Raw genomic sequence first — 16,168 nt, 5'->3', positions numbered from 1 at the left:
CTAACTTTTCCGCTATCGTATAGGATAATAAAGTTCGCCCCGTTTTTCCCAGGAGACTCGTCCGATATCTTTACTTTTACTCCAAGCGAGGAAGTGTTCGTTACCCCGGCTGGCTTCTTTCTCCACAGTCTCGGGAGTTACTCCCAGTCTATTGGCCAACTCTCCGGCTTTCAACGGTTGCAGTTTGGGTTTAACAAAAGAAGGGGTCGAACGAGTTTTTCGAGCGGCTGTTTTCCCCGACATTACCCCCATCAGAAGTTGCTGCATTTGTTCAATTTGGGCTTTAAGGGTTACAATTTCTGCTTCCGTTCCTGCTAATTGTTCTTTGACTATTTCTTCAATTATTGTTCTATCCGGTGAATTATTCTGTGGGGAATCTCCATCAAAAAACTGTTTGACGATTTCAACTAATGCGGCACTTTCGGTTAAATTTTGTTGTTTGGCATAGTCTTTGAGTTTTTGGTGGTATTTGGGCGGAAGGTAGGTAACGGCTCTAATATTTTTTGTAACCACAGAGGCTTGAATTGATTGAGGTATGCTTTTAGTATGCTACCCGTTTTATGTTTGAGCTAGGTGAATAATATATCAAAAAAAATTGTCGGTATTTTCCACAGTGCAAATAAGCTAGAAAAGTTCAGTGTTATCACGGATGCAGTGAGGGGGATTCTGGGTTTAGTCTAGGGATATTGGAGAGTAACAGATAATTGACTTTCTCAGCCAGGAATTTATTATCTTTAATTCTCATTATTCAGGGGAGCAAGTATGGCGTTAATGATTCCCGAAGCTGCGCCTTCAACGGCAAGTCAGGGGGAGAAGCGGTTATTTAAAGTTTTGCGGGATGAACTACCCGATGATTTTTTCATCTATTACGAACCCAATGTTAAGGGCTTATACCCAGATTTTATTATCCTCAGCCCTGATTTTGGCATCTTGATTCTTGAAGTCAAGGGTTGGAGTGCAAACCAGATATTAAAAGCTGACCATCAAATCTTTGAAGTTTGCACCGATGGGCGGGTGGAGAAATGTCAATCTCCGCTCAGACAGGGCAAGGGATATCTTGACGCTTTAATGAACAAACTCAAGGATTATTCAATTCTCACTCAGGATGAAGGCGAATATCAAGGTAAGCTGGCATTCCCCATGGGCGTTGGCGTCGTTATGACCAACATGACCGAAGCTGAAGCCACCGACGAGAATATATATCCTTTACTGGAGAAGTCCCAGACTGCCTATAAAGATGAACTAGAAGAATGGAACGGCATCGGAGAACGGGAGTTAATAAAGCGTTTGGAGTCCATGTTTACCGTCCGCTTTAAGTTCGGGGGACTCGAAGATGACCAACTCAGCACCATCAAGGGAGTCATCCACCCGGAAGTGCAAGTCAAGCTCGAACCCGCCACACTTACGAGTGTTCATCAGGCAATCAACCCAAAGCCAAACGCAACCATTATCAAAACTCTAGACCACAAACAAGAACAGTTGGCCCGTTCATTGGGAAGCGGTCATCGATTATTCTGCGGGGTGGCAGGGTCAGGCAAAACATTAATTCTGCTGAGTCGAGCTAAAACTCTCGCAGGGGGAGTATTTAATCAAAAAGTTCTCATCCTCTGTTTCAATATCACTTTGGCTGCCTACTTACGTTCTCTGATTGAAGAAGAAAACAACCCCCTTTATCAAGAACGGATTGAAGTTCTCCACTTTCACGATTGGGCTAAATCTATCCTTGGCAGTTTACCCAATCCCAAGAATTACGAAAGCAATGAGTATGACGAGATAATTGGCGATCGCCTTTTGGAAGTTCTAGCATTAATGCCACCGGGGGGAAAATGGGATTCCCTTTTGGTCGATGAAGCTCACACCTTCTATCCTGCCTGGTTCAAATGCTGTGCTGCGGCTCTCAAAGACCCGGAAAATGGTGACTTGCTCATTGTCTCAGATAAAAGTCAAAGTCTCTACCAGCGTCAGAAGTTTACCTGGAAATCCGTTGGGATAAAAGCTCAGGGGCGAGTACGCAAACTTAACCGCAATTATCGCAATACCTCCGAAATTTTATCAGCCGCTTGGGATATGGTGCAGTCCCTCTCCACCGAGGACGAGGATGATGATGAAGCTTTCCCATTGGTCAAACCGGAAGCTGCCCTCCGACATGGCAAGAAACCTGTACTTCACCTGGTCGCTGACCGAATGGCAGAAGTGGAAAATGCGATCGCACAAATTCAACAGCTAGTTTCCGAGGGTTACGAATCGAAAGATATTGCTGTGATTTACCGTTACCTGGCTCGTTGTGAAGCCGAACCGTTTGGCTATCTCACTCAACAATTGGACGAGTTAGGACTAGGCTGTTATTGGGTAAATCAAAATAAGAAAAACTATAGTCGGCATCACCCCGGCATTAGATTGATTACCAGTAAGTCTGCATTAGGACTGGAATTCAAAGCTGTGATTATCCCCTGGGTTCAGCAGTTTGGTGTGGGGGATGAAGCTGAAGGCAAGCGGGAACTTTACGTGAGCATGACTCGCGCCCAGGAGATTTTGCATTTGTTCGGGTCGGGTCGGTTTGACTTTCTCAAAGGTTTGCAAGAATGCCAGCATTTTGACGTGGCTTAGGGTCTTAATTTGTTAACTTATTTTAGGAGAATTTCTCATGGATATCTCTAATACTGAAGCTCAAAAACTAGCCGAAAAAAGCACCTGGGCAACGGGAGTATTAACATTTTTTCTGCTACCCATTGGCTATATTTACACCGGACGTTATAGAGCATTGCTAAAAGGATTTGGGATTACAATTGGGGTACTCGTACTCTGTTTTATAGCAGACCCCTCCCTAGAAGATGATGAAGACTTTACCGATGGAATTGGAGGTTTATATGTCATTGCTGCAACAGTTGAAAATACCCGTGCTGTTCACAAAGCTAAACAATTAAAGGGCAAACCCGTAGGGAAAACCAAAAACAATCCCGCCCAAGATGTTCAGGTTCAGCTAATCAAACTGGCTCGGAAAGAAGGGGAGATGACGATTGCCGATTGTGTATTAGAAACCGGGCTAAATCCCCAAGAAGTTCGGGTAATTTTGGACGGATTGCTGCGGGAAGATGTGATAAGAATTGATAACCGCGAACGGGACGGTGCCGTAGTTTATCGTTTAGTTTAACCCAAGTATTTGACTCTCCATATCATCAAGTAAAAAACCATGAACAAAACCCACTTACCACCCCCGCCTAAACCTACTTCTACTCCATCGAAAACCGCTACAAAATCTGGACAAATACAAGAAACTCCCTCTGAAACTTCGAGTTGGGTTGAACTTGTCGGTATTCGCAACGAACTTAAAAAGCTTAATCATAAAGTCGGGGAGTTGGATAATAGATTCCCCAAAGCTGATAAGGAAACGGTCAAAAAACTGTGGGGACAATTTGTTAAAAGCCCGAGTTTTCCCCTGTTTGTGATTGTTACCGCAATCTTAGCATTTGGGATATTGAAGCCAACCAGTTACGAATATCAAATTGCCTCTCCTTCCGACTCTACTTTTGAAGAATCCATGAATGAATATGGTGGGGAAGGTTGGCAAACTATAAGTTGTCGTCGAGCTATCGACAGCATCACCGAACGGGCAGGTTATGAGTGTATTCTAATTCGCAAAACGAGTTGGTTTCCTTAATTTCTGACTGACTCAACATAACCAATTATCCCAAATAAAAATCATGGATGAAATCGTTAAAAAATTAGCCGGGGTGGGTTTTCCCGCCGTTGTTCTCCTGATTGCAATGGCAACGACAGGTTTGACGGGGGCAGCAGCCATTACCGCCGCACTCGCGATGTTGGGGCCGGGCGGGATGATCGGGGGAATTGTATTGCTTGGAATTATCGGACTCGCCTCCGATGCCCTGACAAAATACGGTTTAGAAGCTGTATTGACAGGGGTTTATAAAGAGCGACTTTCTAAAGGGGAAAACAAGTTAAATTTGTGCCGGGAGATTGATAACTTGCCGATTTCTAAGGAACTGAAATTGATTTTAAAGGATTCCATTGGCTGTTAGCTTCTATTTCAACGAACAAAAAACTTGGTAAATTAACAGCCATGAAACGATTATTTCTTGCTTTAATAATCACACTAATCGTTCGCAATTCTGCCTCCGCCAATCCAGTAGATGCCAAAGTAACTGCGATTACCGATGGCGATACTCTAACTGTTGTTGCTCAAGGACAAAATACGACCATTCGCCTGGCTTGCATCGATGCGCCCGAATCTCAACAAACTGGAGGAACTGAATCTACCCAGAAGCTCAGACAACTAATTCCAATTGGCTCGACGGTTCAAGTCGTCCCTGTAGCCCGTGACCAATACAATCGGGTGGTGGCTGTGGTGTTTGGTAAGGATAATAAAGGCGGAAACCTCAACGTCAACTTGCAGATGCTCGCCGAAGGTCAAGCCGTTGTTTATCAAGAATATCTCAGCAATTGCCCCGGCAGTCGCCAGGATTTACTACAAGCTGAAGCGTTTGCCAAAGATATGGCACTCGGATTCTGGAGCCAAACGAATTGCTTACCCTCGGAGTTCCGTAAGGGCAACTGCACCGCATCAACGCAACCTCCCCGCAACCAGTGTGAAGCTTCCTATCCTGATATTTGTATTCCCATTCAGTCGGCTGATTTAAACTGCGGCGATGTCCCCTACAGCAATATTCGAGTTGTCGGCGATGATCCACACGGGTTTGATGGCGACAACGACGGGGTTGGATGTGAAGGTTAGGTGTTAAAGTTTTTACTCTATTTTCAAAATCAGAATAGAATCTTATCGGGGTAAAGCTTCAGTTTTTTCCCAACTATCTGCCACAACTTTGATTGGATAGACGTGAACGAGATACAGGTAGAAAAATGCGACAGACACGATTAAGATAATCAACCCAATAACGTTGGAATTAATTTCTAAGTTTCCCTTGGCAAAGCTGAGTTTAGTTTCGGTCGTTTCTTTTTCTCTGAACTTTAAATAAGATAGATACAATCCCAACCCAACAATTAACTTAACCAAAACCAGAACAAATAAGTCAATAACTAAATATGATTGAAAAACTAACCGCCGATGATTGAGTTGCCAAAGGTCGTATTCATTCTGGATTTTAAATCTTTCCAGGCTTATATTCGCTACTTCCTGATAGCATTGTCCTTGATTTTGAGAAAATTTGCAAATGTCCGCTGTTAAATTTAATTCGTCGTCGGGTTCGGGAGGTATAAATTGCTGTAGTCTCGGGGGTTCTTCCAAGTCTTGTTCTGGAGTTTCCGCATTTTCGGAATTTTCGATTAAAGTTCGATTGCCGTTGGATTTTTTTTCTTCCGTTGCAGTTCGCTTAGTTTCCGCCAAACTAATTAAGGGATTAACATTTGTGCTTAAACTTACAAATAGTGTTGACATCAACAGACTACCCATCAAAAACTTTATTGTTAAATACTTCATTTCGATTTGACTAAACTGAAAACTGCACTCTCTTAACATCAGCTTAACAGCGGCATAAAAATTTTAACAGTCACATTTACGAGTGACATTTGTTAGACAAGTATCGGGCGCGTCTTTCAATCACTAATTAGTTCTAACTCGGCTTCAGATAACACCTTCGATTCCATTTGGTGCAAATCGTTCAGCACAACTTTCACATCAGGAAAACGGAAATACTCGGTCAGCTTCCCAAGCCGATAGTTAAACTCCCGATAACGATGTTTAAAATATAATTCCACATTTCCTCGATGTTCCCAGAATCCGAGTAAGTTAATGGTGATGTTGGTATAATGGGTTTTCAAGTCCTGATGAATTTCTGAGATTCGTTCATCAATTGTTCTTTGGGTAATCCCAATTTTATAAAGAGTTTCACCATCCGCTTTTACTTCCAGAAAATAAAGAGAATTCACTATAATCCGCCGAAGTTGGGTTTCATAAATTCTCAAATCGGCTTGGCATTCTTGAACGTTTGAATAATTGGCCAGGGTTGCTCGTTCAGCCGCTCCTCTATATTTCTCCCAAGTTTTCAATAGCAGCGGCTCCTGAATTTGATTGAACTCTCCCAGTTCCAAAGCTCCCATCGGAATCTTCCCCAAGTCTCCGAATTTGTAGGAATCATTAACCAACTGCACCAGTCCCCAAAATTTCCACCGGAGATTAATCAAGTCTCGGGGAATTAAGATTTCTTGAGAACCGTATTCTTTCCAGAGAACTTTCAGTTGTTCAAGTTCCCGACCTGGCAATTGGATATTGAAGCGGTCGTACATTGGTAAGCCAGGAATTTGCGCTGTGTTGTATCGGCTAACAACAGGTTTGCAAGTTTCCCCGGTGTGGGCGAAGTGGTGGGATTTTATACGCCCTTTTTTAGCCGTCAGTTGGCCACCGCAATAAAGACAGGTTAAGTTCGTTTTTCCTTGAGCAACATCATCAACCAATTTCAAACAACCGTTGGGGTCAGCGCCATATTTTAGCCACATCGTAAAACCTCCTAGATTTGCCGATGCGCCCCGATTTCATTGACCGAATACTTACAGTGTAGCGATTTAAGATGGGAAGTGGTATTAAAAATCAACACCCTATTTATTAACATCCTCAATCGTTTGGTGCATTTGCTGAAGGTTTTTCAGTTTATCGATGCCCGAAAATCGGATAGACAAATCAATTGAAAATATAGCAACAACAATTGCAGTGGTCATTAAGAATAACCAAGTTTTAATTCCCCCCGGTGTTTGGCTAATGACTCGCCCGATGACCCTCAAGCTAAACAAATCTGAGTCTATATTTTCTCGTGAATCTTCATCTTGTTTTTGTCTAAATTCCAGTTCCCTAAGTCTAGCAATTATCGAATTATCAGACATATAGAGGAGCTTTTCAACATTTTTTAGACGAATTCCAGCCTCCCGAATTTCGACTTCGAGCTTAATTAATTTCTCAATCTGAGATTGGGAGAGTTCCTGGATGCCACTATTAGAAAACAGAGGATCTTCGGTCAGCTTTTCGATTAAGTCCTCAAGATTATTATTCGACCTGCGGGGGTCGGACTGTCTGAGAACTTGGGGGATTGATTTGATGAGGGCTAGATTCCTTTCCTCGGAGATTTTAACATTAGTGATATCAACTGAAGATAGAACAATTCCTTCAGGGAGTTTTTTGGCTGAAATTGCAAATACAAATTTAGGATAATCAAATCTTACTTCCCAGGTCTTAACTTCATAATCCTGATTAATAAATTGTTCAATATTTTCTCTAAGGTTATCATTTTTGCAGTTAATGGGTTTACCCACAAAATAATCAATGGGTTTATTGAAAAAGTCAGCTAATTGTTGATTGACGGCAAGATACTTTAAATCGTAGGAAATTAGACTCGCCATTCCCGGATAACTATTCAGAAAATTCCCCTTTCCCACCGTTCCGGATAAATCTGCTAAACTCTCCATCTCCCTACCCGTTTCTTTCCATTTTAACCTTCATAACGAGCGCATATTCCCAACTACATCTCGGAGTTTTTAATCTGGATGAAAGTTGGTTCTAGTTTCTCCACTGTCAAATTACTAAAACAAACAGACTAACATCTGTAAACCATTGTGCATAGAGGCAATTTCAGCAAATTCACTTTTCTGATATCCCGGATTGGTTGCTAAAATCCCAACTTCTGAACCGCTTTCCGCTTCGTTTCCTCGCCCCGTCTATCATAGTTCGCAGTAGTCATGGGATTGGCATGGCCCGCCAACTTCTGCACCGTGACAATATCCACCCCCGCATCTAGTAGGTCAGAGCAAAAGGTGCGGCGAAAATCATGGGGAGAAAAGGACTCTACCCCCGCTTCCAACGCTCGTTTCTTCATAATGAAAAATACTGCCTGCGGGGTCATGTACCGTCGCTCAATTTTTCCCCCCTTGCGAATGGGACAGAGTAATGGCCCTGGTGAACGTCCCCGAACGTCTAGCCAATTCTCAACCCAGGCGATCGCATTTTCCGGCAAATACACCGTCCTGTCCTTGCGGCCCTTGCTTTGCAAAATCTTCAATGCCCCAGTTACGGGGTTAAAATCTTTGACTCGGAGCTTCACCACTTCCGCCCGTCGCAGTCCCGACCCTCGCAAAATCGCAATTAATGCCCTATCCCGCACACCCTGGCTCGTTGGGTCAGCTTGGCAAACGTTAATGAGAGCCGAAATTTCCGACTGACTGAGCGCTCGACCTCTTAAATTTACATAGACTTTAATGGAGAGTAAATCCACCGCTGTACTGTAACTTTCCGCATCCATGAGTTGCAGCTTCCGTGCCTCCTCCAATACCCGCCGTAGCGCTGCCATCATCTTCTGTGCTGTGGAGGTGGAATAGCGATTTAGTAATGCCGCTTGGATAGCCGCCGTGTGTTGATAGCGTAATGCCGCCCAGTTCAGAGTATTCGCATCACATTCTCCATTGGTGAGTATGGCTGCAATGGTATTGAGCGCCCCCCGCATCGTCCGACGAGAACCTTCCCCCAAACCTTGTAAATATACCGCCGCCGGATGTTGGGTCAAGGGTAAGGGTTCAGTCAAAGCAAGCGTGGCAGTTAGGACGTGCCGCATTGATTTATTTAGAAGAAAGATTCTAGAAAGTAATTATCTCATAGAATGCTGTTTTTTATTAAGTTTCAGAAGGAATAAAGGTTTCAGTCCCCTTGCAGGGAATTTAATGTTGGAAAGTTCAACTTAATAGGTGTAACTAAATGTATTTCTGCACCATAGCAATGGTTCGACGAATGACTCCGGCTCGTTTGCGCTTTTGAAGTCTGGTTATGGCATCTTCTAGGACTTTCTCTTTCAGTCCGGGATTGTTCTGCAACATGGCAACTGCTGCTTCAATAAAGGTTTCAGGGGTGATTTCGGCTTCATCACACAGTCGCAATAAGTCGCCCCGAACTCCTTTTTCTAAGTGAATAGCCAACCGTTTCCCAATTTCAGGTAAAGTATCCAGTTCATTTTGTAATTGTTGTAATTCTGAGTCTGGAGAGGATTGAGAATCAACAAATTCTTCAGTTTCTAGAGGTTCAGACTGTTCTTTCTGCTGCATCGAACGCAAGGACGTATCACGGGGATTGACTTTCGCACGAGATTTTGATGTCAAGATTGATCTGATGTCTTGGGATTCGCTCATCGATTTTCCTCTAAGGCGTTGATTTTTTGGGATAAGACTTCAATGGCAAAGGCGAGGTCACTTTGACCCATTTCATGCAAGGTTTTTCCCTGGTTAATGGCTTGTTTAAATTTCTCGGATTCTCGAATCGAAGGCAGCACCAGGCTTTGACCGAACCATTCCGAGGTGATTTGCTCCATCGTTTTAATGTTGCTCTGACTTTCTTTGGTGCGTTGTCGGCCGACCCAGCGATCGCGAAAGGGAATCACACCGAGAATTTGTCCCCCAAATTCACTATCTTCTTGCTTGAGTTCGTCAACAAGTTCCAAGGTACGGATGAGGGACTGTAATCCTTTGACGGAAGCTTCTACCGGAATCACCATGCCATCTGATGCCCCCATGACGGTCAAACAAATTTGCGATCGCTGCGGCGGTGCGTCCACGATGCAATAATCAAACAACTTCTCAACGGGCTTCAATCTTCGCTGCAAGGCTAATGCTCCGGTTCCACTTCCTGCTAAATAGTCCTGAACTGCGTCGAGGGCATCATCGGAGGGAATCAAAAATAGGTTTTTATGGCGAGTTTCATAAACACCGTCGGCTGTGTCCACCTGACGTTTGAGAACTTCCAGCAGCGTAGGACTATCGGGTTCAACTTGGAATCCTAAAAAGGTGGTCAGACTCGATTGAGGGTCAGCATCAATAACTAATACTGTGTGACCCAAAGTTGCCAGCCACCGGGAGAGAAACAATACAACCGTTGTTTTCCCTTGCCCCCCCGCTAAAGAAATTGAACTAATGGTTTGCATTTGCAATAAAAGTTCAGTTGAGTATTTTATTCCTTTATTAAACCTGAACTACTATACTTTTGCAAGTTTACATTAAAATAAATTTATTAATGTACAAATTTATAAAAGTGCATAAATACAGTTTGACAGTTTTAACAGGGGACTGTTTTCTCACACGTTGCTGAAAACCAAGCAATACAAAGCTCTCATGGATTGTTGGTGTAAGTATTTAAGGTCAAGTTACAAGAGTATAAAAGTGTATAAGTGTAAAAGTGCAGTTTTATCTAAGTGTAATTTAATACTAGGATATTATTTCAAAAAAGTCTTATTAAAGTTTTGGGCGTCAGGTGTGGGTCGTTGAGTTTCAAGGTCAAAGGGTCGTAGCTGCTATATCATTAAGTCCTAGAGCCTGTGATTGCTTCTTTTTTCCAAAATGAATTATCCCCTATCTGCAACGAAGTTGCTTGACTATCAGCGTTGTCCTCAAGCGTATTATTTTAAGTATGAGCGGGGAATCAAGCCCAACTTATTCTTTAAGTCTCAACTGTTGGGGAAAGTGCTTCATGCTGCTTTAGCTAAAATTTATGGAGACTGGAGCTATGAGTCACCTATCCCTAATATTAGTTGGATTCGTTTCTGTTGGGAGCGGGTATCGGGGGAGTTAACGCCGGAGTTATCGGCTCAAGGACTAGAAATTCTTGAGGGATATTATTATCAGTTTATCAAGACTTTACCTGTGTTGAGGAAGCCTGTAGCAGTTGAAGGAAAAATTAAAGCTCAGTTAAATTTTTGCAATTTGGATTTTAAAGTGACGGGGCGCTATGACCGCTTGGATTATCTAGATGAGGGGTTGGAATTAATTGATTATAAAACATCTCGTAAAGTTCCGACTTTTGAACCTGATGGGATTGATTTACAGTTGGGGTTATATTACCTGGCGCTCGAACAACGTTATCAAAAAAGTTTAAAACAGTTGAGTTTAATTTATATAATACCGGGAGAATTAGTAACATTTCAAGCGACTCCTTACCATAAACAGCAAGCCGAATTAATTATTGGTAAGCTGGCGATAAAGCTTCGAGAAGATGAAGACTGGGAACCTGTGACCGGAGAACATTGTAAACAATGCAGTTATACTCGCTATTGTCCAGCGATGAGCGAATCTCCCGAACCTTTACCTGAAACTGCTAAGAACCAGCGTCCTTTACAACTGAGTTTAGGATTAGATTAAATATTTATTTAAACTCATTCAGTTTTATCTGAAGTTATGGTTTGAGGTTGTAATGTTTTCTGCTTTTTAGGTTTAGATTTAGGCGGTTTGGAGTTAGGTTTTGTTTGTGGCGGTGTAGCTTCTACGCTAGGGTTTTCTTCAGACTTTTGCTGTTGAATTTCCTTGAGAGCTTCAGCTTTCAGTTTTTTAGACGCTTTCAAGAATCCTGGGACTTCTTCAGTAGGTTCAGAGAGTTGTTCAGCGAATCCAAATACATCCCGACCGGGCAGAAATTTAGCTTTTATCTGCACAAAGTAACGTTTACCCTGTTCTTCTTTTTCTAGTTTAGGATTAAATCGAAAGGGTTTAGCAGGCGAATCTCTCCAGAGTACAGGAACATGAGAAGATTTCATAAACTTAACTTTTTTGGCAGGGTTTGCTTCTTTTATCCAGGTTAGTCTTTCTTTATTGAAGTTGCGAAAGATAGAAATGCAGGGAGTGCGGCAAACGGGAATAAATTGCCAGAGTCCTGAGAACTTAAATTCAAAATCTTTTAATTCAGTATTCAGTTCACTGGGTTTAGCTTTTGACCCAATAAACCCTACCAATTGAAAGCTGACCTTGTGGGGCTGGTCTTTTTGGGGTAAGTGTAGGATTTTAGGATAAACAATCAATCTAAGAGTGGTATTGCCCGTTACTTCAATTTCTCTTTTTAGCGCTTCATAAGCTTTCTTGCGACGGTTGGGAATATAAAACAGTCGGTACTCCTGTTCTCCGAGTTTGATAACTGAACGTTCCTCAGTGAGAATTACTTCCCCTTTAATAATGCCAATACCTTGAAAGTAAGGTTTATTTTCAGATTCAGTTTCCGGTTGAGATTCAGTTTCCGGTTGGCTATCGGGTACGGTGGGTGCAGGTGTTTTATCCTCAACAGGTTCCACCGCTTCAACGGGTGCAGAAGTTTTAGGTTTAATCGTTCGCTTAGGTTTTACTGGCTCTGGGGTAGGTTCGCTTAATGACTCTGGGGGTAAGGTATCTTGAAGTTTGGCAAGCAAGTCCTGATACATCGCCTTTTGCTTAGGATTGGTTGCTGTTTGAATTAACTTCTTGAGTTTCTCGACTTGACCAACCGATGAATTTTTCGACATTTTGATACCTAGATACACAATACAGCCCAGTTCCAAAAGACACCCCTTCTATCAGGGTAGGTCACAACGGAAAGGCTTGTTCAATGTAAATCTGCTTCTGAATACCAGAGTCTAACAGTAGCGTTAGAACTTTGTCCAAAAAGTTTAAGTTTAGAACCTTCCCGCCAATCATCTCGCCTTTCATATTTTTATACTGCACGCGATCTCCAACTTTAATCTCGGATGGTTGAACAGGATGGTTGGGTTCAGTAGAGGATGGAGTAGAGGATGGAGTAGAGAGTTTGGGAGATTCAGTAGAGGATTCAGTAGAGGATTGAGACTCTGTTATGGGTGCCATTGGGGGAGAAGTAGAGGATTTTGGGGGAGAAGTAGAGGATTTTGGGGGAGAAGTAGAGGATAAAGTAGAGAGTTCACTATCTTCAGAGTGCTTGATTTCATTGGAGTTTGAGTCATTGGGTAGAGAAAATAGAGAAAGTAGAGGATTTTCTTGATTTTCGTTCGTTTCTGGAATAGGTGTTGTGGCTGCATTGCCCTGGATATCAGGAATAGAGAGGTCGTTCTGCACTTGATTGGGTGAGATTTTCTCTACTTCCTCTATGCTCTCTACTTTGGAGTTAGAATCCATACTAGAGGGGATATTGGGCGGGTAGAGGAGTGAACTACTTTCTCCACTACTCTCTACGTTCTCTACTTTGCGGCAGAGTTGAAATTTTCGACCAATGCCCGAACCTACTATTTTCCCATAGCCCAGTTTGACTAAATCCTCAAAATAGGAGCGGATGGCATCGAGAGAAGTTTTTGCTTTTTTGAAGGGCCAGATGAGGTTTTTTATTTTCCCGGCAGAGAGAGGTTCTTTTACCCGTTCAGTGACTTCGAGGATTTTTTTGAGATGGGAAGCCAGATTATCTTGAGAATTGTCAGCATAAAGATTAATGGCTTCGTTAAGCAGGAAGTATGCCAAATTGGTAGCTTTGAATAAAGTCTGGGAACTAATCTCTAAGTCCTCTACCTTGCCATTGGAATGAATCTGTTCGGTAATGTGGATGAGTGCGGCGAGTCGGCCAATTTTTCCACTGAGTTTACCCCACTGCGTTGCAATACTTTGAGTTTTTGCTTCGGCTGCAAAACGTTCGCATTTGTTGTAAATTTTCACGAATAGGTTTTCAGCCTGACTATTCAGCTTCAGATGCAGTTTAGGAAGGCTTGCAATTTTTTTGTAGTGGTTTACCAATAATGGAGTTAGATCAATTTTTGGCCCCCGTTGGCTAGGGTCTTCGGGAATCAAACAGGGTTGGGTGGGTTGGTTGATAATATTCAGTCTGGCCCAATAGCCGTTCGGGTCGTTATCTCCGTTGAGAAATTCTTCGACAACTCCCGGCTGAATAGCACCTTGAACTGAGATTAAGACTTCATCAAAATCACCGCTAAACCCATCAGCCAGAGCTTCGCGCTTTCCACTCCCGTCGTAGTAAGAGAGCAAATCTTCGGTGAGTCCAGCGTTGTATTTTTTGGAGCGGTTGCGGAAGTCGGTAGCAAATTCGTCATAGAGCATCACCAGTCCATGTTGTTGCTGTTTTTGCAAGAGGTTTCGCAGTCCGGCTTGGGTGGCGGAGTTGATGAAATAGATGCGGCGGGTGGGTTCGATGGGGGGAGCTTCGCCGTTCTTTTGACTGTTCTTTTCCCATTCAGCGAGTTCGAGTTTGTATTCTCGCAGTTCCTCTTTATATTGGTCATCAGCTTCTTTCTGGAGGATACGCAGGGGCTTGGTGGTAATAATTTTCTGACCCGGTGTTTTGCGTTGGGAGGGTTCGGCGCAGACGGTGAAGTAAATGCCCATGGGCTGGTCAAAGTTGGTGTAGTCGCACAGGTCAATTTTTGTTCCGACAGGTAATAAGCCCGAACAAGTAGAGATAAACTGCATTAGACCAATTTCTGGACGCAAACATAAGCGTTGATAAATTTCTTTGATTTTGATTAAGTTACCGGGTAAATAATCCTCAAGCTTGATAGTAGCCTTGCCACTTTCTAGCAAAGCGTTTAATTCACGGGCAATATCAACGAGGTTTTCGGCTTTCTCGGCTTCGCTGGAGAGCTTGTGGTACAGTCGCCAGACCTGAGAATCGCTGCGGTTGAACTTTTGGGCGATGGCTTGGATTTCTAAGTCCAGTTGGGATTCAGATAAACTGTAACCAAGAAGTTTGATAACCGCCTGCGAATATTCGTCTTTATTAAATAGGGAATTCAGTAAGGATTTTTGGTTGGGTTGTGATCCAGACACTTTGGTTCCCTTAAATAGATGCTTTGGTGAGCATTGGATAGCACTAAAGATTTCTTCGGTCGTCAGTTGGGGATAGTCGTGAATCCAGTCCACGAAGTCTAAACCCCCTTTATCAGGCAATCTTGACCATTGAAATGAATCCGGGAAAGCGTACAACCAACCCGCTACATTCAAGACCTTGCCCATCATCTCCATGTGCAGACATCCGGGCTGGTCACAGTCGGGTGCCAGAATTATGGAAGCTGCGACTAGATCCGCCAGGGCGGGTTTTATGGTTTTAAAGGCGTTGTCATTGCGTTTTAAGTTATACTGTCCGGTTTCTTTATCCTTGACCTTGATAACTGTTTTGCCCGTTCCTCCAATTGTCGTTGTTGCCGGGATTCCCTTTTCCCAGAAGGCATCGACCGTTGACTCTCCCTCGGCTAAAACAATTTGCTGACCGTTGGCGATCGCATTCATCACCTCAGAGTAGCGATACAGAGGAATATCGGAGGTTTTAATCGAGCCGTATCCTGTAACCCACTTTTGACCGTTCCAGTGCTGCTGATAGATTTGCTTCTTGCCCTGGCCATCATCGATTCTGACCACGCGGATTAACGGGTTCCCTTGACGGTCGGGATAGCTGAAATAGCTGGTCTTTTTCTGGCGGGGAGCTTTCTTGGCGGGTGGGTCTTGAGAATTAGCCGTGAGGATATCCTTGATTTTCTGGGTATCCCCACAGTTCCAACAGTTGTATTTCCCTGTCATGGAGTTGATGGATAGGTTATGGCTATTGCAGGCTGGGCAGATATATTTCCCTTTTTCTTTGGCTGGAGTGAGCTTGTCGAGGTGGTCGTTGATGTTGAATTTGTTGGAGGTAAACATTAAATGCTGCCTCCATTGTTAAGATTTGCTTGAATTTTTGACTCAACAAAATTGGCTACATCGCTCAGTGGGTAAGGGTTAAGAGCAGATGTTGGAGCGTTGAGGGAATGATTTGTAGTGGTAGGAGACTTCTCAGGCGCGGTCTGGTGTGTTATGTTATTCATACATTTTTTATTAGTATTTTCGTTTCTGGCCTTCGCTGTTTTTGCTTCTAGACAAAGCTTACAGTTTGAAGCCAGGTTTTTTTTTGCCTATTTCTATAATGTTTGCTTGATGCGTACTGGTCTTGGTGCTAAGTCAAAATACTTAAATTGGCATGAAGACCAACTACGATTTTAGGATCATAATATAACAATGCAAATTTTATCAAGAAAAATTCTGAATTTTTAGTTTTTCTTCCCTCCAAACTCCGCAAAACTTAATAAAACCTTCACTGGGGGGTCATGCCCCTTACCCCAATTGAAAAGAAGTGTTATGGGGAGTTCTTATAAAGAAAAGTTGATATTTAAAGAAGTAAAAATAGCTGAAAGTCCCGAATAGTATAATAATAGAGATATTGCGGTTAAAAATGAGTAAATCATTGAAGCCAGAAAATCATTGAGTAAGATGGTTTTGAACTTTTGCTAAATCCATTCTGCACCAGTTTACGAGCAGTTCATTTTTCAGCTTGTGAGATGAGCATATCAAATAGCAAGATTGCGCTATCTGTTATCTTAATATCAAATAACGGATTCTGATTTTGTAGTTTAAGTATTGGATTGGGATG

15 protein-coding genes are annotated in these 16,168 nt (G+C 42.8%); 6 read left to right on the top strand and 9 right to left on the bottom strand.

The annotated features are described in order from the left end of the window. Window positions 1–12: 12 nt before the first annotated feature. Window positions 13–513, bottom strand: a complete 501-nt coding sequence (locus L8106_RS29845; protein WP_009786256.1) for a hypothetical protein — start codon at window positions 511–513, stop codon at window positions 13–15. Between the two features lie 249 nt (window positions 514–762). Here L8106_RS29845 and L8106_RS20050 point away from each other — a divergent pair, with 249 nt between their 5' ends. The 5 genes from L8106_RS20050 to L8106_RS30855 are packed head-to-tail and all read left to right on the top strand — an operon-like array spanning window position 763 to window position 4,750. Then, window positions 763–2,607: a nuclease-related domain-containing DEAD/DEAH box helicase gene (locus L8106_RS20050; protein WP_009786255.1), complete on the top strand. Its 1,845-nt coding sequence runs from the start codon at window positions 763–765 to the stop codon at window positions 2,605–2,607. Window positions 2,608–2,644: 37 nt separating this feature from the next. Further along, window positions 2,645–3,151: a hypothetical protein gene (locus L8106_RS20045; RefSeq protein ID WP_009786254.1), complete on the top strand. Its 507-nt coding sequence runs from the start codon at window positions 2,645–2,647 to the stop codon at window positions 3,149–3,151. A 39-nt stretch (window positions 3,152–3,190) separates the two neighbouring features. Then, the gene (locus tag L8106_RS20040; RefSeq protein WP_009786253.1) at window positions 3,191–3,658 is read left to right on the top strand and encodes a hypothetical protein; all 468 of its coding nucleotides are present in this window, start codon (window positions 3,191–3,193) and stop codon (window positions 3,656–3,658) included. Between the two features lie 43 nt (window positions 3,659–3,701). Beyond that, a complete protein-coding gene (locus L8106_RS20035) occupies window positions 3,702–4,037 on the top strand; it encodes a hypothetical protein (protein ID WP_009786252.1) in 336 nt (111 codons plus the stop codon). Window positions 4,038–4,078: 41 nt separating this feature from the next. Beyond that, window positions 4,079–4,750 (top strand): thermonuclease family protein, encoded by a 672-nt coding sequence (locus L8106_RS30855; RefSeq protein WP_009786251.1) that lies wholly within the window; start codon window positions 4,079–4,081, stop codon window positions 4,748–4,750. A gap of 42 nt (window positions 4,751–4,792) precedes the next feature. Here the strand turns inward: L8106_RS30855 and L8106_RS20025 are convergent, their stop codons facing one another. The 6 genes from L8106_RS20025 to L8106_RS20000 all read right to left on the bottom strand — a co-directional run bounded on the left by L8106_RS20025 (window position 4,793) and on the right by L8106_RS20000 (window position 9,923). Next, entirely contained in the window at window positions 4,793–5,410 is a 618-nt protein-coding gene (locus L8106_RS20025) for a hypothetical protein (RefSeq protein ID WP_232228536.1), read from the bottom strand. A 158-nt stretch (window positions 5,411–5,568) separates the two neighbouring features. After that, the gene (locus L8106_RS20020) at window positions 5,569–6,468 is read right to left on the bottom strand and encodes a GIY-YIG nuclease family protein (RefSeq protein ID WP_009786249.1); all 900 of its coding nucleotides are present in this window, start codon (window positions 6,466–6,468) and stop codon (window positions 5,569–5,571) included. A gap of 99 nt (window positions 6,469–6,567) precedes the next feature. Next, window positions 6,568–7,428, bottom strand: coding sequence for a hypothetical protein (locus L8106_RS20015; RefSeq protein ID WP_009786248.1), 861 nt, complete (start codon window positions 7,426–7,428; stop codon window positions 6,568–6,570). 200 nt (window positions 7,429–7,628) lie between these two features. Beyond that, window positions 7,629–8,567: a site-specific integrase gene (locus tag L8106_RS20010; RefSeq protein ID WP_009786247.1), complete on the bottom strand. Its 939-nt coding sequence runs from the start codon at window positions 8,565–8,567 to the stop codon at window positions 7,629–7,631. A gap of 136 nt (window positions 8,568–8,703) precedes the next feature. Beyond that, window positions 8,704–9,135, bottom strand: a complete 432-nt coding sequence (locus tag L8106_RS20005; protein ID WP_009786246.1) for a hypothetical protein — start codon at window positions 9,133–9,135, stop codon at window positions 8,704–8,706. Continuing rightward, window positions 9,132–9,923, bottom strand: coding sequence for a ParA family protein (locus tag L8106_RS20000; protein WP_009786245.1), 792 nt, complete (start codon window positions 9,921–9,923; stop codon window positions 9,132–9,134). The genes L8106_RS20005 and L8106_RS20000 overlap by 4 nt, the downstream gene beginning before the upstream one ends. A gap of 412 nt (window positions 9,924–10,335) precedes the next feature. Between L8106_RS20000 and L8106_RS19995 the strand changes: the two genes are divergently transcribed. Beyond that, window positions 10,336–11,133 carry a PD-(D/E)XK nuclease family protein gene (locus L8106_RS19995; RefSeq protein WP_009786244.1) on the top strand — a complete coding sequence of 266 codons (798 nt, stop codon included), beginning with the start codon at window positions 10,336–10,338 and terminating at the stop codon, window positions 11,131–11,133. A 14-nt stretch (window positions 11,134–11,147) separates the two neighbouring features. Here the strand turns inward: L8106_RS19995 and L8106_RS19990 are convergent, their stop codons facing one another. Next, window positions 11,148–12,260, bottom strand: coding sequence for a hypothetical protein (locus L8106_RS19990; RefSeq protein ID WP_009786243.1), 1,113 nt, complete (start codon window positions 12,258–12,260; stop codon window positions 11,148–11,150). Window positions 12,261–12,321: 61 nt separating this feature from the next. Beyond that, on the bottom strand, window positions 12,322–15,285 hold the full coding sequence (locus L8106_RS19985; protein ID WP_009786242.1) for a DUF3987 domain-containing protein: 2,964 nt from the start codon (window positions 15,283–15,285) through the stop codon (window positions 12,322–12,324). Window positions 15,286–16,168 lie beyond the last annotated feature (883 nt).

The organism is Lyngbya sp. PCC 8106 (assembly GCF_000169095.1).
Taxonomy (GTDB): domain Bacteria; phylum Cyanobacteriota; class Cyanobacteriia; order Cyanobacteriales; family Microcoleaceae; genus Capilliphycus.
The sequence above is the reverse complement of the archived record's forward strand: the minus strand, read 5'-3'. Positions and strand labels throughout refer to the sequence as shown.